The organism is Methyloversatilis sp. RAC08, from assembly GCF_001713355.1.
Classification (GTDB): Bacteria; Pseudomonadota; Gammaproteobacteria; order Burkholderiales; family Rhodocyclaceae; genus Methyloversatilis.
The window spans coordinates 3,403,949-3,421,544 of record NZ_CP016448.1 but is presented as its reverse complement, the minus strand read 5'-3'; the positions used below and the strand labels follow the sequence as shown (position 1 = coordinate 3,421,544).

Sequence of the window (17,596 nt, the reverse complement as noted above, 5' to 3'; positions counted from 1 at the left end):
GATCACGCATCAGCGGTCTCCCGGTATCGAACAGGGTGTGCGGCACGACGTGCCAGCGCGGCGACCAGGCAGAGGCCGCCCAGCACCGAGGCCCAGGCTTGCGGTTCGGGCACCGCCGACAGCGGTGTGACCGAACCCCTGCCGCCGCCGTAGACGCCCTGCAGCGCAACGACCATTTCGCCGTCGAGCGCAAACACCGGCCCTTCGTAGACAGAGAACTGCGATGACGCTGCCACCGTCGCATCGCCACTGTCGTAATGCCCCATGCCGAGCGAATGCCCGAGTTCGTGCTGGGCCACCGCGTAGAACCACAGTGGCGTCCAGCCGGCGCCGAAGCGCCCGGCGTTGAACACGATGTCGCCCGCCAGGCCGCTGGCGGCCGAAAACGGAAAGTAGGCGTAGGCGTTCGCATCGCTGATGTCGGCGACCAGACCGACGCGGATGTCGGCCAGACCGGTCGGGTCGTACTCGCCTGTTTCCGGCAGCGGCCCGCTATCGGCCAGTTCGACAAAATGGATGGGCAGCACTGCCGCGTAATCCGACAGCGCCTGCTCGAAGGCGCTGCGCAGCAGCGACGCCGGCAGCGCCACGCCGGCGGCATCGCGCAGCCCTCCGTCGAGCAGATTGCTGAAGCTGTAGCTCAACGTGAGGTCGCTGCCCGGCCCGTCCGGCTGGTCCCAGCTTGCATACATCGGGTAGTGGCCGGCCTGTGCGGGTGCCGCAGCAAACAGTCCGGCGAGGCTCAGCGCGCCGACCAACCTTCGTACCGGAACGATCATGCCGCTCACCGCTTGCCCCCGGCGACGCGCTGAGCGCGACGCGCCACACCCAGCAGACCAAGTCCCGCGAGCAACATTGCGTAGGTCTGGGGTTCCGGCACCGCGGAAACGGTCAGGAAGACCGAACCGGGCGCTTCGGTGTTGTTCAGGAAACCGTGCAGGAACTCGTTGCCCGAATTGTCGTTGAGGCCGGTCAATGCCACTACCTGCACTGCATTGCTTCCGCTGACCCAGCCATTGACGAGGGCCGATACATCGAAGGTGACCGCGCCCGACCCGGTCACGACGCTGCGCGCTGCGAGGTCGGCCGGCAGGATGCTCTGGTTGTAGAAGTTGAGCCAGCTCACGCTGCCGCCCGGATTCGTGTCATCGGTGATGGCCGTGAGCGGATTCGCGGCCAGGCCATGTGCCGACACGGTGAAGGGGCTGTCGGCGCTCGCATCGGCGCCGAATCCGCCGTTCGTTGCCTGCACCGTCAGCACGGCGCTGACCGGACCGGTGAAGGACGAGAAGTCGTAATCGAATGCGAGATAGATGGTTTCGGCGCCGACCGTGCCGAACGGGTTGCCGGTCGATACGCGAAACACCGGCCGGTTGTCACCCGCGTAGCCGCGCACGGCGTTTGCGCCCTGGAAGAAGGAAGACGTCATCACGTCCTCGGTCACGTCTATCGTCACGGCGTGCGCCGGAGCCGCGGTCAGCAGGACTCCCAGCATCAGGGCTGCAGCTGCAGACGGGGCATGTTTGCGCATGGTCATGGTGTCACCTCATTGAGCTTGATGGTTTTCTGCACTTCGCTGCCCGCCATGCAATGGCGGTGCGGCGCGACGAGGCGTGCAGTCGGAGGCTGGCGGACCGATGCGGTCGCGGCTGGCGGGTCGGGCGCGTGCGGCGGAACGGACGGCTTGCGCGCCCGTGCGGTTCGGGCGGTGGCTGGCGAAGGACTCGCTGGGTGACGGACGGGGTTGTCGACGCCTGGCTAGCGGGTGCCGCGTGACTGCTCCAACGAAGCTCGTGGGCAGTAGCGCGGGCGACCGAAGAATCTGTTAAATGAGAATCATTGTCAACTGTGACATCCGCAGATTTGATCTGGACGCTTGCAGTCGGCGCCAGAACGCATCACGGTCTTGGCGCAACGACTCAGTCGTTTCGCCTGGCCCGATGAGTGCGGCACGCTTGGGGGCTTGAATGACATCGTTCTCCGCTCTCGTTCCGGAACGGGCGGCCCGTGTTCTCGATCCCGATTCCGCAGGCGTGCACGTGCCGACTCGGCTGCGCAATGGTCGCCTGCGCGCTGGGCAGCACAGGTGTCCACGCCGCCTGCTGCTCAACCGGTACGACAAGTTCGTCGCTTTCGAGATTTGCCGACGGGCCGAACGAACCGCCACGCCCGGCGGTTCGGCGGCCCGCTCAACGACCGGGCGCCAGGCAGCAGCGCCCCCCCCGTCGTGTTGCTGACAAAGGCCGAAGGCGCACCGATCAATGCTTACTCTTACTCCGCACTCGGCGATTCCGGCTTCGACTGCCGTCAGGCCTATGTCCGCGTCGTACCGGAACCTGCCCCGTCGGTGCTGCTCGCCGGCGGCCTGTTTGCGCTGCTGGCACTGCGCCGCTGCTGACAGGCGAAAAAAAACCGGCCAACAGCCGGTTTTGCCTGCGCGATCCGATCGATCAGACCGGCATGTTCATGATGTCCTGGTAGGCATTCACCAGCTTGTTGCGCACCTGCACCATCTGCTGGAAGGACAGGCTGGCCTTCTGCGACGCGATCATCACGTCCTGCAGATTGGCTTCCGAAGTGCCGGTGATGAAACCTTCCGACATCTGCCTGGCTTGCGCCTGAGCCGCATTAACCTGCTCGATCGCATTCTTCAGCGCATCACCGAAGTCAGCGCCCGAATCGGCGCCCGCCTGAGCGGCAGGCTTGCCGGCAGCGACCTGCGCGGTGGAGCGCAGTTCGGTGATCATCTGGTTCAGGCTGGTATTCATGACTTTCCTCCATTGCAGTTCGGCTTGACTGCCCTGCGCTGCGCCGCAAGGCGGCAAAAAATGCCGCCCGCGGACCACCCATTCAGGGGATTCGACCCGGTTGATGATTCATTAGCAATTCCCGCGCCAACACACTGCAAGGAATCTTCAACCTTCCCGCAGCAATCCATCCGCCTTGTAGCGCGCCAGTTTATACCGCAGCGTGCGCTCGGAAATACCCAGTTTCTCGATCGCCTTCTTGCGCGATCCGCCGACCGCGGCGAGGGTTTCCAGTATCAGGTCGCGTTCCATGTCGCGCACCGACCTGACCTTAAGGGGCGCGTCGGGCGTGGCGCTGGGCGGTGCATCGTTGGCCGCGGGCGTCGGCATGACCGACTCCACGGCGGGAGCGGGCACCGCGACCGGGCGCGACAGACCACGCTGGCCGCCAAGGATGATGTGCTCGGCTTCGATCAGGTCATCAGGCGCCATGATGGCCGCGCGCTGTACGGTGTTTTCCAGTTCACGCACATTGCCGGGCCAGTCGTGACCGGCAAGGATTGCCGCCGCCGAATTGCCGAGCCGCAGCACGCGGCCCTGCGCCTTCGCGCATCCGGCAAGGAAGTGGCGCGCCAGCGGCACGATGTCGCCCGGCCGTTCGCGCAGCGACGGAATACCGATCGGGAACACGTTCAAGCGGTAGTACAGGTCTTCGCGGAAGCGGCCGGCGCGCGCTTCGGCTTCCATATCGCGGTTGCTGGTGGCCAGCACGCGGATGTCGAGCGGAATCGGCTTCTTGCCGCCGACCCGCTCCACCTCGCGCTCCTGCAGCACGCGCAGCATCTTGGCCTGCAGCGCCAGCGGCATTTCGGAAATTTCATCCAGCAGCAGCGTACCGCCATTGGCCTGTTCGAACTTGCCGGCCTGCGCGGCGGCGGCCCCGGTGAACGCGCCCTTCTCGTAGCCGAACAGCGTCGCTTCGAGCAGGTTGTCGGGAATGGCGGCGCAGTTGATCGCGATGAAAGGCATCGCGGCACGCGCCGACTGCTGGTGGATGTAGCGCGCAAATACTTCCTTGCCGGTGCCGGATTCGCCAGTCAGCAGTACGGTGGCTTCGGAGCGGGCGACCCGCGCGGCGAGACCGAGCACCTGCCGGGTGCGCGCGTCCTCGGCCACCATGTCGGCCGGCGTCACCACCGGTGCGGCATAGCGATCGATGTGGGCGAGCAGCACGTCCGGTTCGAAAGGCTTGAGCAGGAAGTCGCAGGCGCCGGCGCGCATCGCGGCAACCGCCTTCTCGACATCGCCGAAGGCCGTCATCAACAGCACCGGCAGCGCCGCTTCGCGCGCGCGGATTTCGCGCAGCAGCGTCAGCCCATCCATCGGCTGCATCTTCAGGTCGGTGATGACCAGATTCAGCGCGTGCTCGCCGGTGTTGCGCTCGATCATGCGCAACGCCTGCGGGCCGTCCGCCGCACCGATCACGCGGTGGCCGGCGCATTCGATAGCCAGACACAGCGCATCGCGCAGATTCGGTTCGTCCTCGACCACCAGGATGTTCAGCTTTTCGCTCATTGCACCTTCTCCAGCATGTCTTCCGGGGCACCGCTACCGGCCGTGATCGGCAGGCGCAGCGTGAATTGACTGCCCGCGCCGGGCGCGGACACGCATTCGATGTCGCCGCCGTGCACGCGCGCCACACCGCGTGCAATCGCCAGCCCGAGTCCGGTTCCTTCATCACGGGTCGTGAAGAAGGGCTCGAACAGTCTTTCCTGAATCTCCGGCGCGATGCCGCGCCCGGTGTCGCGCACGGTGAAACCGAGGCGGTTGCCGTCGATGCCGACCGACAGGCCGACTTCACCCTCCGTGCCGCAGGCCTGCACCGCGTTTTCGAGCAGGCTGACCAGCGCGCTGGCAATCGCCTTGCGATCGCCCGACACCGTGCCTGCTGCCGATGCGTCATCGACCATCAGTTCGACACCGGCCGCGCGCGCCACCGGCTCGACCGTGTGGCGCAATTCCTCGAGCAGGCCGGCGACGTCTATCGCCTCGCGGCCAAGCACTTCGCCGCGTGCGAACATCAAGGTGTCGCGGATCAGCCGCTCGAGATGGCGCAACCTGTCCTGCGCGCGCGACGCAATCGAACGCATGTCGGCCGGCGGCAGTTCGCGGCCGATCAGCGTGCCGACGTACAGCGTGGCGGCGGCCAGCGGTGTGCGCAGCTGATGCGCCAATGACGCGGCCATTTCACCCATCGCGGCCAGACGTTCGTTGCGCGCGGCGGCAATCTTCAGCGCGTGCTGGCGCGTCATGTCGTGCAGCAGCACGATGCGGGCGTTCTCGCCGGTCAGCGGCGCGTCGCTGACCGACAGCCGGCGATGCGCACCTTCGCTGTCGGTGCAGTCCCATTCAGCGGGGGCATCGGCCTGAACCAGCCGGCCAGTACACGACGACCACGACTGACCTGCCTGAGCACCCACCATGTCGAACGCCACCGGATTGGCCTGTTCGATTCCGCCAGCACCGTCGACCACGACGACGCCCGCCGGCAACTGGTTCAGCAGGGTGGTCAGGCGGTCGGTCAGGCGCGCCTTCTGTTCGTACTGGCGACGCAACTCGCCATTCGCCTCAGCCAGCTCTTCGGTCAGGCTGGCGACCTGTCGTTCCAGCGTGCCGTAGGCTTCCGACAGCTCGGCCGATGCGGCATTGAACAGGCGGAAGGCTTCGGCCAGGCGTGCTGCTTCCTCCGGCGCAATGCGCGGCGCGTCCGCGGCAGTGGCGGCGGTGACGGCAGCAGTGGCAGCAGCGGGTTCGGCCATGTACGGAACGCCGGCAGGCGCAGGAATTGATCGACCGTGCCAGCGTAGCAAGGCGCAGGCCACGTTTTCGGGCGGATCAGCCGCCCAAAAACCCGCCTTATCCGCGGAACGGCTCGCGCGAGGCACGCCGACAATCCGTCTCATCCTGCAAGGTCTGCCTGCCGCAGACCCCTCATCCGTCACCTGCGCGAGACGAAACATGGCCGCTGCAAACGCCGTACTTGATCCGAACACCGCCCTCGCCGGGGAGTCCAGCCCGCTTGCGCTCGCCCAGCAGCGGCTGGCTGCCCTGCCGATGCAGAAGAAGATGGGACTGGCCGGCGGTCTCGCAATGGCGATCGCGCTGCTGGTCGGCCTCACGCTGTGGAGTAGCAGCCCCAATTACGAAGTGCTGTTCTCCAACATCAACGACAAGGACGGCGGCGCCATTGTCGCGATGCTGCAGCAGCAGAACGTGCCGTACAAATTTTCCGAAGGTGGTCACGCCATTCTGGTGCCGTCGCAGTTCGTCCACGATGCACGGTTGAAGCTCGCCGCCCAGGGCCTTCCGCGCGGTGGTTCGATCGGCTTCGAGCTGATGGAAAAGCAGAAGATGGGGCAGTCGCAGTTTTCCGAGCAGGTGACCTATCAACGTGCGCTGGAAGGCGAGCTGGCGCAGACGATCGGCACCCTGGCGGCAGTGGACAACGCTCGCGTGCATCTGGCCATTCCGAAGCAGAGCGCCTTCCTGCGCGACGACCAGAAGCCGTCGGCATCAGTGGTGCTCGGTCTGCTCGGCGGTCGCACGCTGAGTCCGGAGCAGGTCGGCGGCATCGTGCATCTGGTGGCATCGAGCGTGCCGCAGCTGGCCACCGAAAACGTGTCGGTACTCGACCAGAACGGCAACCTCCTGTCCGGCAACCGCGACATGAAGGATGGCGCAACGCTCAACCCGACCCAGCTGAAATATGTGAACGAGATCGAGGCATCCACCATCCGGCGCATCGAAGCCATGCTGGAGCCACTGATGGGACGCGGCAACTACCGCGTGCAGACCGCCGCCGACATCGACTTCAGCCAGACCGAACAGACGGCCGAAACCTACAAGCCGAACCCGACGCCGGACGCCGCAATCCGCAGCCAGCAGATGAGCGAATCGATCAGCAACCAGCCGGCCGCCGGTGGCGTGCCTGGCGCGCTGACCAATCAGCCGCCGACCCCGGCCACCGCACCGATCACCACCCCGCCGGCACCGGGAACGCCGGCAGCCGAAGGCGCCCCTGGCGCCCCGCCGATGGTACCGATCAACACGCGCAAGGATTCGACGACCAATTTCGAGCTGGACAAGACGGTGCAGCACGTGCGCCAGCCGACCGGCCAGATCCGCCGGCTTTCGGTGGCCGTGCTGGTGGCGCAGAAGGTAAAGACCGATGACAAGGGAAACGCCACGCCCGTGGCGCTGACCGACGCCGAACTCAAGCGCATCAACGACCTGACGCGCGAGGCGATGGGCTTCAGCGAAGCGCGCGGCGATACGCTGAACGTGGCATCTGCCCCCTTCACCGAAATACAGCAGGAAGTGATCGATACGCCGATCTGGAAGGACCCGGAACTGACGGCCATGGCGGGTGACCTGCTGAAGTACCTGCTGGTCGCCGGCGTCGCCGCCTACCTGCTGTTCGGTGTGCTCAAGCCGCTGGTGCGCACCCTGACCGAACCGGTCGAGCGCGACGAGGACGACGTGCGCGACGTCACGCTGGATGCCGATGGCCAGCCGATAGCCCTGCCCGGCAGCGCGGCAGCGCAGCTCGAACTGTCACCGGAGGCGCGCGCAGCACTGGAGTTCGAAACCAAGCTCGAAGCCGCCCGCACGATGGCGAAGAATGATCCGAAGGCGATCGCGGAAGTGATCAAGCACTGGGTGAATGGCGATGAATGATGCTGGAATCGAACGCAGCGCGCTGCTTCTGGTAACGCTGGGCGAGGATGCCGCGGCCGAGGTGCTCAAGCATCTCGGGCCGCGCGAGGTGCAGAAGATCGGCACCGCGATGGCTGGGTTGCGCAATGTGCCGCGCGAACGGGTGACCGAAGTGCTCGACCTGTTCGACGAAGCCACGTCGGCCGGCAGCCGCGTGTCGGCCGACGAAACGCTGATCCGCAACATGCTGACGAAGGCGCTCGGCGAAGAACGCGCCGGCCACCTGCTGTCGCGCATCCTGAACGACTCGGACACTGCCGGCATCGAAGGCCTGAAGTGGCTGGACGCCGCCACCATCGCCAACCTGATCAAGAACGAACACCCGCAGATCATCGCCACCATCCTGACTCACCTGGAGTTCGACCAGGCCGCCGAGGTGCTGAAACTGTTTGCGGAACGGCTTCGCAACGACGTCATCCTGCGCATCGCGACGCTGGACGGCGTGCAACCGGTGGCATTGAAGGAACTGAACGACGCGATGTCGCGCGTGCTGGCGGGCTCGGCCAAGATGAAGAAGACCGCGCTCGGCGGCATCAAGGCGACCGCCGAAATACTGGGTTTTGTCGGCAGCGCGAATGAATCGGCCATCCTTGATGCGGTCAAGGAATACGACGCGGAACTGGCGCAGAAGATCGTCGATGAAATGTTCGTGTTCGAGAACCTGCTCGACATCGACGACCGCGGCATCCAGACCTTGCTGCGCGAAGTCAGCGGCGACCAGTTGGTACTGGCACTGAAAGGCGCCTCGCCCGAGTTGCGCGAGAAGATTTTCAAGAACATGTCGTCGCGCGCCGCCGAATCCCTGCGCGAAGACCTCGAGGGCCGTGGCCCGGTCAAACTGTCCGAGGTCGAGGGCGAACAGAAGGAAATCCTGAAGATCGCACGTCGTCTGGCAGAAGAAGGCCAGATCGTCATGGGCGGCAAGGGCGGCGAGGAAATGCTGTGATCCGGTTCAATGCGGACGACAAAGGCAGGTGCAGCCGATGACATCGGACGGCGCACTCGCTTTCACGCACTGGAAGCTCGAAGTGTTCGACCAGGGCATCGCGCCGACTGCGGGCATTGAGGATGCTCCGGGCGGGTCGCGGGGCCGCGCATCCGCAACGCCGGCACCGACAACAGACGCGATAGCCGAAGCGGACAGCGAGACGCAACCCGACTTCAAGCTGCCCACGGCCGACGAGCTAGAGAAGCTGCAGGCCGACGCCCACCGCGAAGGCTATGCCGCCGGCTACGAAGAAGGTACGGCGCGCGTGCGCATGGAGGCAATGCGCCTGCACAGCGTCATCGAACAGCTCGACGAAGCACTGGCGTCGCTCGACACCGAGGTGGCGCAGGGCGTACTGCACCTGGGCGTGGAAATTGCCCGCCAGGTGGTACGGCAGGCGATCGCGGTCAAACCGGAAGTGATCGTCGGGGTTGTACGCGAAGCGATCAACCAGCTGCCGCATCAGCACACGGCGGTTTATCTGAACCCGGACGACGCATCACTCGTGCGCTCGCATGCCGGTGACCAGCTGGCACACGCCGGCCACCGCATATTCGAAGACACCGCGATCGCGCGCGGCGGCTGCAAGATCGAAGCCGGTGGCAGCCACATAGACGCCACGCTGGCCACGCGCTGGACGCGCATCGTCGAGGCGCTGATCGATGACGCGGACTGGATAGAACATGACTGACGCGCTGGATACCGCGCCCGACGAGGCCTCGCTCGACGATACGCCGGACACCGCGTCGCCGGAGGCGACCGCACCGGCGGTATCGAACCCGCACGTCGCGAAGTGGTCGGGTTTCATGACCGACTGCGGCACGCTGGCCGGACGCGTCAACCCGTACCTGCACGCGGGGCGGCTGACCCGCATCAACGGTCTGGTGATGGAAGCTGCCGGACTGAAGCTACCGCTGGGCTCCGGCTGCCGCATCATGGTGCCGGGCGGCAACAGTTGCGAAGCCGAAGTGGTCGGTTTCCACGGTGACAAGCTGTTCATGATGCCAACCGATGACGTGGTCGGGCTTGCGCCCGGCGCGCAAGTGATTCCGCTCGAAGCGGTACCGCAGCGCCCCACACCGACTGAAAGGCTCGAGCCGCGCCGGCGTGCATCCGACCGTGCCAAGCACCTGCCGGTCGGTGACGCCCTGCTCGGCCGCGTGGTCGATGGCGCTGGCCGGCCGCTCGACGGTCTCGGCCCCGTCATTACGCGGCATTCGCGTTCGGTGGCCAGTCGCGCGGTGAATCCGCTGCTGCGCGAGCCTATACGCCGCACGATGGACACCGGCATCCGCTCGATCAATTCGCTGCTCACGGTCGGCCGCGGCCAGCGCATCGGCCTGTTCGCAGGTTCCGGCGTCGGCAAGTCGGTGCTGCTGGGCATGATGGCGCGCTTCACGTCGGCCGAAGTGGTCGTGGTCGGGCTGATCGGCGAACGGGGCCGCGAAGTGAAGGAGTTCATCGAGCAGATTCTCGGCGCCGCCGGACTGAAACGATCAGTCGTGGTCGCCGCGCCGGCAGATACCAGCCCGCTGATGCGGCTGCAGGGCGCCGCCTATGCCACCACTGTCGCCGAGTGGTTCCGCGACCAAGGCCGCCATGTGCTGCTCATCATGGATTCGCTGACCCGCTACGCCATGGCGCAACGCGAGATCGCGCTTGCCATCGGCGAGCCGCCAGTCACCCGCGGCTACCCGCCAAGCGTGTTCGCCCGCCTGCCGCAGCTGGTCGAACGGGCCGGCAACGGGCCGGAGGGTGGCGGCTCGATCACCGCCTTCTACACCGTGCTGGCGGAAGGAGACGACCAGCAGGACCCGATCGCCGACTCGGCGCGCGCCATTCTCGACGGTCACTTCGTGTTGACCCGCCAGCTGGCCGATGCGGGCCACTATCCGGCCATCGACATCGAACAGTCGGTGTCGCGCGCCATGCACGGGCTCGTGAAACCCAGCCATTTCGATCTGGTACGCCGCTTCAAGGGTCTGTGGTCGCGCTACCAGCGCGCGCGCGACCTCATTTCGGTCGGCGCCTATTCGCCGGGCGCGGACCCGCAGCTCGATCTTGCGGTGAACATGTTTCCGACGCTGGAAGCATTTCTGCAGCAAGCCATGGATGAACGTGAAGGGTTTGAGGACGCAGTGATGAAGCTGCACCAGATTTTCGGTCTGAATCCCTGATTGCAAAAATCGGTGACACGAGTGGCGGCCGTGACCGGCCGCACGCAAAGTGCGCCGTCGAAGAGAGACCTTTGAATCATGGCTGAACCCTTTCGACTGCAGACCATTCTCGACCTGAGCCAGACGCGCATGGACGAGTCGGCTCGCGCGCTGGCGGCACTGATCGCCAGCGAGCACGACCAGTCGCGCAAGCTCACGATGCTCGAGGACTACCGCAAGGAATATCAGGACCAGTTCATGGCCGCTGCGCGCAACGGCATGACACCGGGCCAGTGGAGCAATTACTCCGCCTTCCTCGCCCGCATCGACGACGCCATCGGTCACCAGCAGCAGCAGGTCGAACAATCGCGCGACCGCGCCCAAGCCGGCCAGCGCGTGTGGCTCGACACCCGCACCCGCGTAAAGGCCTTCGAAACCCTGTCCGACCGTCATCAGGCCACGCTGGTCAAGCGTGAAGCCAAGGCCGAGCAGCGCGTGGCGGACGACCGTTCGGGTCGCCTGGTTGCAGACGACTGACTCTGCACCTCCGCGCAGCTCCGCGGCTGGCACGCTAGCTGCTTATACCCCTCCATCAACGGAGGATTTCCCATGTCAGACATCAAGCTCAGCCTGCCCTCGTCCGCCACGCCGCTCGCGTCAAGCGGCCCGGTAGGCGAAGCGCGCGGCATCGGTGCCGATGCGTCGCCCGAAGACGCCGCGACGGCATTTGCAAACTTGCTGCAGGACTCTTTGAAGAACGCGCCCGAAGACCCGCGCGCCGCCTTGCTGGCGAAGCTGCTCGATGATGGCAGCGGTGCGCCGGACGACGAGAAGGTCGATCTGCTGGATGCGCTGAGCGCCGATCCGGCCCGCATCGCGACCGAGCTGCTGCCGGTGGGCCTGCTCGTTCCGGCCGCCCTGTCCGTCGTCGAACGGCTTTCGGGCCGGGGAGATGCGCCGGTCGAACAGTCCGACCTGGATCTCGATCTGACCGGCCAAGGCGGCCGGAAAGCAGGGCGCGAGGCGTCGGGCGACTTGCCGGCGGCAGCGATTGCCGCCGCAACAGACGGCACCGGCGAAGCGAACGGCAAGAATCTGCCGGACGCACTGCTGGCGGGCGACTCCCGGATGGACGTTGGTCAGCCAGCGACGCCGCAGCTCGCCCAGGGCGATTTCCGCGCCCATTTGAGCACGGCACAAAAGCCCGCCACCGAAATGGCCGTTGCCACCCCGATCACGCATCCTGGCTGGGCGGACGACATCGGCCACCAGGTGACCTGGCTGGCCGAAAACGGCAACAGCCGCGCAGAACTGATCCTGACGCCACCGCACCTGGGTCGGATCGAAATTTCGTTGCAGATCGGCGGCGATCTGAGCACGGCACAGTTCGTATCGGCCAACCCGCAAGTGCGGGAAGCGCTGGAGCAGGCCATGCCCCGATTGCGTGAAATGCTCGCGGAAGGCGGCATTTCGCTCGGCGACACCAATGTGAGCGGCGAACAGCGCTCCGGCGAGCAGGGCCAGGGCGGCCAGCGCGGCGAGCGCGGGCGCGATGGGAATGGCGAGGGCGAACTGCTGATCGCACCGGCAGCACGGCGCGGCAGCGGCCTTGTTGATCTGTTCGCCTAGCACCCAGGAAGCAGGATGAAAACGCGCTCCTGATGGCGCCGCCTGTATCGGCGCTAAAAAAACGGGACATTCGGCCGTTATTCGATCATTGAAAGGCGTCAGTACCCGCCGACAATCCCGATCCATACAGGAGCGCACAACATGGCAAAAGCCGCCACCGCAGACGACGTCGCCGCCGACGCCCCCAAGAAGAGCAAGAAAATGCTCTTCATCATCCTTGCCGTCGTGCTGCTGGTCGTCGTCGGCGGTGCCGCCGCCATGTTCATGATGTCCGGCAGTCATGCCGAAGAGGGCGACGACGAGCACGCCGACGAAATGAGCGAGGAAGACCCGGACGCCAAGGCCCTCGCCGCCAAAAAAGCCAAGCTCAAGAAGAAGAAGGAAGCGGAAGCCAAGGGCCTGCCCCCCGTGTTCGTGGAACTCGACCCCTTCACGGTCAATCTGGCGCCGGAAACGCAGGTCGATCAATACCTGCAGGTCAAGGCCTCGGTCAAGGTCGAAGAACAGCCTGCCGCCGACAACCTGAAGGCGTACATGCCGGAGATCCGCCACCATGTGCTGATGCTGCTGTCCGGCAAGAAGGCGTCGGAGCTGGGTACGACAGCAGGCCGGGAAGCACTTGCAGGCGAAATGAGGAATTCCATCAACGCCATCGTTGGCGAAGTACCGACCAACAAGAAGGGCGAACCGGAAGAGCCTGTCGGACCCGTGGAGGCCGTGTTGTTCACGTCCTTCATCGTCCAGTAGGCCCAGGCCGGTCGCCGCGAGGAAACGCGATGTCCGATTTTCTTTCCCAGGAGGAGGTTGATGCCCTGCTCAAGGGCGTCACTGGCGAAGCCGACGATGTAGCCGAAGTCGAAGACACGAGCGGCGTACGCCCGTACAACCTCGGCACCCAGGAAAGAATCGTGCGCGGGCGTATGCCCACGCTGGAGCTGATACACGAGCGTTTTGCCCGCTATCTGCGCATCGGCCTGTTCAATTTCATGCAGCGCAGCGCCGAAATTTCGCTCGGCCCGATCCGGCTGCAAAAGTATTCCGAATTCATCCGCAACCTGGTCGTGCCGACCAATCTGAATCTGGTACAGGTCAAACCGCTGCGCGGCACGGGGCTGGTGGTGTTCGATCCGAACCTCGTCTTTCTGGTCATCGACAACATGTTCGGCGGTGACGGGCGATTCCACACCCGGGTCGAGGGGCGTGACTTCACGCCAACCGAACAACGCATCATCCAGGGTCTGCTGGAAGTGTTCTTCGCCGAGTACGAACGGTCGTGGGAGCCTGTTTTCAAGATCAATTTCGAGTACGTGCGCTCGGAAATGAATTCGCAGTTCGCCAATATCGCCACGCCGTCGGAAATCGTCGTGGCGGCGACCTTCACGCTGGAACTCGGCGGTGTGTCGGCGGAAATGCACATCTGCCTGCCATATTCGATGGTCGAGCCGCTGCGCGACACGCTGAATTCATCGATGCAGAGCGACAGCGTCAGTTCGGACAACCGGTGGATCAACCTGCTCACCCGTCAGGTACAGGATGCCGCGGTGGAACTGAACGTCCAGCTGGGCGGCGGCTCTCTGACCCTGGGCGGCCTGAACAACCTAAAGGTTGGCGACATCATTCCGATAACCATTTCAGACACCGTGCAGGCCGAGGTCGATGGCATTCCGGTTCTGGAATGCAAGTACGGCATACAGGGCGGCCGTTATGCGCTGAAGATCGAGCGCTTCATGGCCGGCGAGGAAGAATTGATCGAACACGCCCTGAACGTGCAGGGCAAGAAAAAGGGTGAGGAACCATCATGAGTGATCTGGCTGAAGCCGAAGAGCAGGTCAGCGAGGACGACTGGGCCGCTGCAATGTCCGAGCAGACCACGGCCGACGATGCGCTTGCCGCACTCGACGGAGAAGCGGCCAAGGATGTCCAGCCAGCCAACATCTTCCAGCAGTTCGGTGATGCGGCGAACAAGTCATCCGAAGGGCTGCGCGACTTCGAAATGATTCTCGACATCCCGGTCCAGCTGACGGTGGAACTGGGACGCACCAAGATTTCGATCCGGAATCTGCTGCAACTGGGCCACGGTTCGGTGGTGGAACTGGACGGCATGGCCGGCGAGCCGATGGACGTGCTGGTCAACGGGACGCTGATCGCGCAGGGCGAAGTGGTGGTGGTGAACGAAAAGTTCGGCATTCGCCTGACCGACATCATCACGCCAGCCGAACGGATGAAGAAACTGAAGCGCTGACGAATGCTCCCGCTCGAACCGGAGATCGGTCCGAATCCGGCTGGAGAATGAAAAAGAGCGATGCCTTGGCGTCGCTCTTTTTTTGTCGGTGCCCACCGTCACGGCAAGTACGGGAGGCTGACGCCGCGGCGATTCGCGGGCTGCACAACGGATGGTATCGTTAGCCGTCCCCTCTTTTCACGGAGCCGTCATGCGACTGCTGCTCGCCATCTTTCTGCCCTTCATGGTCTTCTTCACCATCGGTCGCCCGATCGCCGGCGTGGTTTGCCTCATCCTGCAGCTGACGCTGATCGGCTGGATACCGGCTGCGCTGTGGGCGGTCTATGCGCTGAGTCAATACAAGACCGACAAGCGCATCGAAGAAGCGCTCGGCAAACGGTAACCGGCACAGTCGGTTCGGGGCACACGCGCCAGCGCAAGGAAAGCTCCGCCGGACAGCGGCCTGCGCGCGCTCGTCGGGGAATGCCTACTACTGCCCGGCGGCGTCGGCGATCGCAAAGCCGCTCCCTGTCCGCTTTGCCCGATACATGGCGGCATCGGCAAGCCGGATCAATTGCTCAGGGGTTCCGCCATGCTCCGGATAGAGCGCAATCCCGATGCTCGGCGTGATGATCAGCTGCAGGTCATCCATGTCGATCGGAGCGCCCAGATTCGCCAGTACCATGCTGGCCACGCGCTCGATGTTTTCCCGGCCCTGGGGGTTCATGAGCAGATAGAGGAACTCATCCCCCCCGTTGCGGCATACCGAGTCTTCATCGCGACAGTGTTCGATCAGCCGACGCGCGATCTCCTCCAGCACGCGGTCGCCAGCGGCGTGCCCGTGCGCGTCATTCACAGCCTTGAAATGGTCAAGATCGAGAAACATGACGGCCAGGGTCCAGCCATGGCGTTCGGCGAGCGAAATGGCCTGCGCAAGGCGGTCATCGAACAGAGTGCGGTTAGGCAAGCCCGTCCGCGGGTCGTGCATCCCCTCGAACCTCGCCTTCTTTTCACCCTGCTGCGAAACGGCCAGGGCGGCTTCCGACTCGATCAACGCTTCCCTGGACTGCATCAACGCGGCTTCGACATCCTTCAGGTCATCGATGCCCTGGGCCAGCGTATCCGTCACTTCATGAAGGTCACCCGCGAACGCCTGTACCTTGATTTCGACTGTCTGGCTGTCCTCCAGCGCCTCGCGGGCCGGCAAAGTCGTTGCGCCGCCTGCGATCTTCGCCTTGACGGCCTGATTCGCCGTGCCGAGCTCATCAGCACAGACTTCGACTTTTTCCTTCACCTCATGGCTCTGCTCAAGCGCTCGCATCAAAGTCTGCGGGGCGAGCACGGGGCGATCCGGGCCGGAGTGGTCTGACGTCATGGGAGGGTATTACCGGTATGGTCCGGAGCAGTGTCTGCAGCCGTCGAGATCGTGATCAACATGTCTTCACTTGCTGAATTTCAAGATTTTTGGCACCAGCATTGGCGATACGTTCAACGACTGGCGGGCAATGCGTAACGATGCTGCCGTGCTGCGCACGAAGCCGGATGTCGTGCGGCAGAAATTGCCGCCCTAAAACCGATCTATTCCCGCGCTGAACGAGTGCTGCCGGGCGCTAGCCTTGGCGCATGAAAACTTGGCTCTCGCTTTTGCTTCTTTGTTCCACCGGCCTGCTTCAGGCTGCGGAGCCGGCGGCCACTGCGGCGCCGGCCAGCGGCGCCGGTGCAGTCATGCAGATGGTCGGCGCGCTCGGTGTCGTGCTGGCGACACTGTTCGCCGTGCTGTGGCTGCTGCGCCGCCTGTCCGGCGGTCGCCTGACCGGCAGCGCACCGATCCGCACCGTTGGAGGCATCGCGGTGGGATCGCGCGAACGCGTGGTCCTGCTGGAAATCGGCGAACACTGGCTGGTGGTCGGCGTGGCACCTGGCTCGGTTACCGGCATCGCAACGCTGCCGCGCGGAGAAATCAGTCCGGCCGGTACCGATGCAAAGCCGGTCGCTGCAGACTTCGGTGCCCTGCTGGCGAAGTTGAAAGCAGGTCGATCATGACGCGACGCCTGCTTCCGGCACTGGGGCTTGCCGCACTGGGCGGCATCGCGGCCCCGGATACGTGGGCACAAGCCCTGCCCGCACTGACCAGTACGCCGGCAGATGGCGGCGGCACCAACTGGTCACTATCCATCCAGACCCTGCTGCTGCTGACCAGCCTGTCCTTCCTGCCGGCGGTCATGCTGATGATGACCAGCTTCACCCGCATCATCATCGTGCTGTCGCTGTTGCGTCAGGCCATGGGCACGCAGACCAGTCCGCCCAACCAGGTGCTGATCGGGCTGGCGCTGTTCCTGAGCTTTTTCATCATGGCGCCGGTCGGCGAAAAGATCTACGCCGAGGCCTATCTGCCGCTGAGCGAGAACCGCATCGGCTTCGAACAGGCGCTGGACGCGGGCGCCAAACCGCTGAAAACCTTCATGCTGAAGCAGGTGCGCGAGCCGGACATCGAGCTGTTCATGCGCCTGTCGAACACACCCAAGGTCGCCAATTCGGAGCAGCTGCCGATGCGCGTGGTCGTGCCCGCCTACGTCACGTCAGAGTTGAAGACGGCCTTCCAGATCGGCTTCATCATTTTCATCCCCTTCATCATCATCGACATGGTGGTCGCCTCGGTGCTGATGTCGATGGGCATGATGATGATGTCGCCGGTCATCGTGTCGCTGCCGTTCAAGCTCATGCTGTTCGTGCTGGTGGATGGCTGGAACCTCATCCTCGGCACGCTTGTTTCCAGTTTCGGCCAGATATGAAGGACTGCGCACCATGACGCCCACCACCGTCGTCGACATCGGCCGTCACGCCGTCGAAACCCTGCTCCTCGTGTCCGCACCGATGCTGGGCGCGGCACTGATCACCGGCCTGATCGTCAGCATCTTCCAGGCTGCGACGCAAGTAAACGAAATGACGCTTTCGTTCATCCCTAAGCTGATCGCGGTATTCGCCGTGCTGGTGATCGGCGGCCCGTGGATGATCACCATCATGACCGACTACATGCGCCGGCTGTATTCGTCGATCCCGTCGCTGCTCGGCTAATTAC

Annotated in this window: 21 protein-coding genes; 15 read left to right on the top strand and 6 right to left on the bottom strand. The window is 64.5% G+C overall.

The features are described 5' to 3' along the window. Positions 1-2 precede the first annotated feature (2 nt). Both BSY238_RS15520 and BSY238_RS15515 read right to left on the bottom strand, forming a co-directional pair. Complete coding sequence (locus BSY238_RS15520; RefSeq protein ID WP_223300163.1) at positions 3-779, bottom strand: PEP-CTERM sorting domain-containing protein; 777 nt, start codon at positions 777-779, stop codon at positions 3-5. A gap of 5 nt (positions 780-784) precedes the next feature. Then, complete coding sequence (locus BSY238_RS15515) at positions 785-1,537, bottom strand: PEP-CTERM sorting domain-containing protein (RefSeq protein WP_069039941.1); 753 nt, start codon at positions 1,535-1,537, stop codon at positions 785-787. 690 nt (positions 1,538-2,227) lie between these two features. Between BSY238_RS15515 and BSY238_RS18445 the strand changes: the two genes are divergently transcribed. Beyond that, positions 2,228-2,398 carry a PEP-CTERM sorting domain-containing protein gene (locus BSY238_RS18445; RefSeq protein ID WP_150123958.1) on the top strand — a complete coding sequence of 57 codons (171 nt, stop codon included), beginning with the start codon at positions 2,228-2,230 and terminating at the stop codon, positions 2,396-2,398. 52 nt (positions 2,399-2,450) lie between these two features. Here the strand turns inward: BSY238_RS18445 and fliE are convergent, their stop codons facing one another. The 3 genes from fliE to BSY238_RS15500 form a co-directional block, all read right to left on the bottom strand. Further along, positions 2,451-2,768, bottom strand: a complete 318-nt coding sequence (gene fliE / locus BSY238_RS15510; protein ID WP_069039940.1) for a flagellar hook-basal body complex protein FliE — start codon at positions 2,766-2,768, stop codon at positions 2,451-2,453. Between the two features lie 147 nt (positions 2,769-2,915). Continuing rightward, positions 2,916-4,322 (bottom strand): sigma-54-dependent transcriptional regulator, encoded by a 1,407-nt coding sequence (locus BSY238_RS15505; protein ID WP_069039939.1) that lies wholly within the window; start codon positions 4,320-4,322, stop codon positions 2,916-2,918. Beyond that, positions 4,319-5,566: a sensor histidine kinase gene (locus BSY238_RS15500; protein ID WP_083224070.1), complete on the bottom strand. Its 1,248-nt coding sequence runs from the start codon at positions 5,564-5,566 to the stop codon at positions 4,319-4,321. The genes BSY238_RS15505 and BSY238_RS15500 overlap by 4 nt, the downstream gene beginning before the upstream one ends. A 199-nt stretch (positions 5,567-5,765) precedes the next feature. On the opposite strand from BSY238_RS15500, the gene fliF reads away from it, so the two are divergent. The 10 genes from fliF to BSY238_RS15450 all read left to right on the top strand — a co-directional run bounded on the left by fliF (position 5,766) and on the right by BSY238_RS15450 (position 14,920). Beyond that, entirely contained in the window at positions 5,766-7,484 is a 1,719-nt protein-coding gene (gene fliF, locus BSY238_RS15495; protein ID WP_069039938.1) for a flagellar basal-body MS-ring/collar protein FliF, read from the top strand. Then, positions 7,477-8,469, top strand: coding sequence for a flagellar motor switch protein FliG (gene fliG / locus BSY238_RS15490; protein WP_083224167.1), 993 nt, complete (start codon positions 7,477-7,479; stop codon positions 8,467-8,469). The genes fliF and fliG overlap by 8 nt, the downstream gene beginning before the upstream one ends. Positions 8,470-8,506: 37 nt before the next feature. Next, positions 8,507-9,202 carry a flagellar assembly protein FliH gene (locus BSY238_RS15485; RefSeq protein WP_069039936.1) on the top strand — a complete coding sequence of 232 codons (696 nt, stop codon included), beginning with the start codon at positions 8,507-8,509 and terminating at the stop codon, positions 9,200-9,202. Then, entirely contained in the window at positions 9,195-10,688 is a 1,494-nt protein-coding gene (gene fliI, locus BSY238_RS15480) for a flagellar protein export ATPase FliI (protein WP_069039935.1), read from the top strand. The genes BSY238_RS15485 and fliI overlap by 8 nt, the downstream gene beginning before the upstream one ends. Positions 10,689-10,766: 78 nt before the next feature. Further along, a complete protein-coding gene (gene fliJ, locus BSY238_RS15475) occupies positions 10,767-11,204 on the top strand; it encodes a flagellar export protein FliJ (protein ID WP_069039934.1) in 438 nt (145 codons plus the stop codon). Between the two features lie 72 nt (positions 11,205-11,276). Beyond that, complete coding sequence (locus BSY238_RS15470; RefSeq protein WP_069039933.1) at positions 11,277-12,296, top strand: flagellar hook-length control protein FliK; 1,020 nt, start codon at positions 11,277-11,279, stop codon at positions 12,294-12,296. Between the two features lie 141 nt (positions 12,297-12,437). Further along, positions 12,438-13,043: a flagellar basal body-associated FliL family protein gene (locus tag BSY238_RS15465; RefSeq protein WP_069039932.1), complete on the top strand. Its 606-nt coding sequence runs from the start codon at positions 12,438-12,440 to the stop codon at positions 13,041-13,043. Positions 13,044-13,072: 29 nt separating this feature from the next. Further along, the gene (fliM, locus tag BSY238_RS15460) at positions 13,073-14,098 is read left to right on the top strand and encodes a flagellar motor switch protein FliM (protein WP_069039931.1); all 1,026 of its coding nucleotides are present in this window, start codon (positions 13,073-13,075) and stop codon (positions 14,096-14,098) included. Continuing rightward, the gene (gene fliN / locus BSY238_RS15455; RefSeq protein ID WP_069039930.1) at positions 14,095-14,538 is read left to right on the top strand and encodes a flagellar motor switch protein FliN; all 444 of its coding nucleotides are present in this window, start codon (positions 14,095-14,097) and stop codon (positions 14,536-14,538) included. The genes fliM and fliN overlap by 4 nt, the downstream gene beginning before the upstream one ends. Positions 14,539-14,728: 190 nt before the next feature. Next, positions 14,729-14,920: a YqaE/Pmp3 family membrane protein gene (locus BSY238_RS15450; protein WP_069039929.1), complete on the top strand. Its 192-nt coding sequence runs from the start codon at positions 14,729-14,731 to the stop codon at positions 14,918-14,920. A gap of 87 nt (positions 14,921-15,007) precedes the next feature. Here the strand turns inward: BSY238_RS15450 and BSY238_RS15445 are convergent, their stop codons facing one another. After that, the gene (locus tag BSY238_RS15445) at positions 15,008-15,892 is read right to left on the bottom strand and encodes a GGDEF domain-containing protein (protein WP_069039928.1); all 885 of its coding nucleotides are present in this window, start codon (positions 15,890-15,892) and stop codon (positions 15,008-15,010) included. A gap of 70 nt (positions 15,893-15,962) precedes the next feature. On the opposite strand from BSY238_RS15445, the gene BSY238_RS18945 reads away from it, so the two are divergent. The 4 genes from BSY238_RS18945 to fliQ are packed head-to-tail and all read left to right on the top strand — an operon-like array spanning position 15,963 to position 17,592. Further along, positions 15,963-16,088: a hypothetical protein gene (locus BSY238_RS18945; RefSeq protein ID WP_257784848.1), complete on the top strand. Its 126-nt coding sequence runs from the start codon at positions 15,963-15,965 to the stop codon at positions 16,086-16,088. Between the two features lie 52 nt (positions 16,089-16,140). Then, a complete protein-coding gene (gene fliO, locus BSY238_RS15440) occupies positions 16,141-16,560 on the top strand; it encodes a flagellar biosynthetic protein FliO (RefSeq protein ID WP_069039927.1) in 420 nt (139 codons plus the stop codon). Then, on the top strand, positions 16,557-17,309 hold the full coding sequence (gene fliP, locus BSY238_RS15435; protein WP_083224069.1) for a flagellar type III secretion system pore protein FliP: 753 nt from the start codon (positions 16,557-16,559) through the stop codon (positions 17,307-17,309). The genes fliO and fliP overlap by 4 nt, the downstream gene beginning before the upstream one ends. Positions 17,310-17,322: 13 nt before the next feature. Then, on the top strand, positions 17,323-17,592 hold the full coding sequence (gene fliQ, locus BSY238_RS15430; protein ID WP_069039926.1) for a flagellar biosynthesis protein FliQ: 270 nt from the start codon (positions 17,323-17,325) through the stop codon (positions 17,590-17,592). The last annotated feature ends 4 nt before the right edge of the window (positions 17,593-17,596 follow it).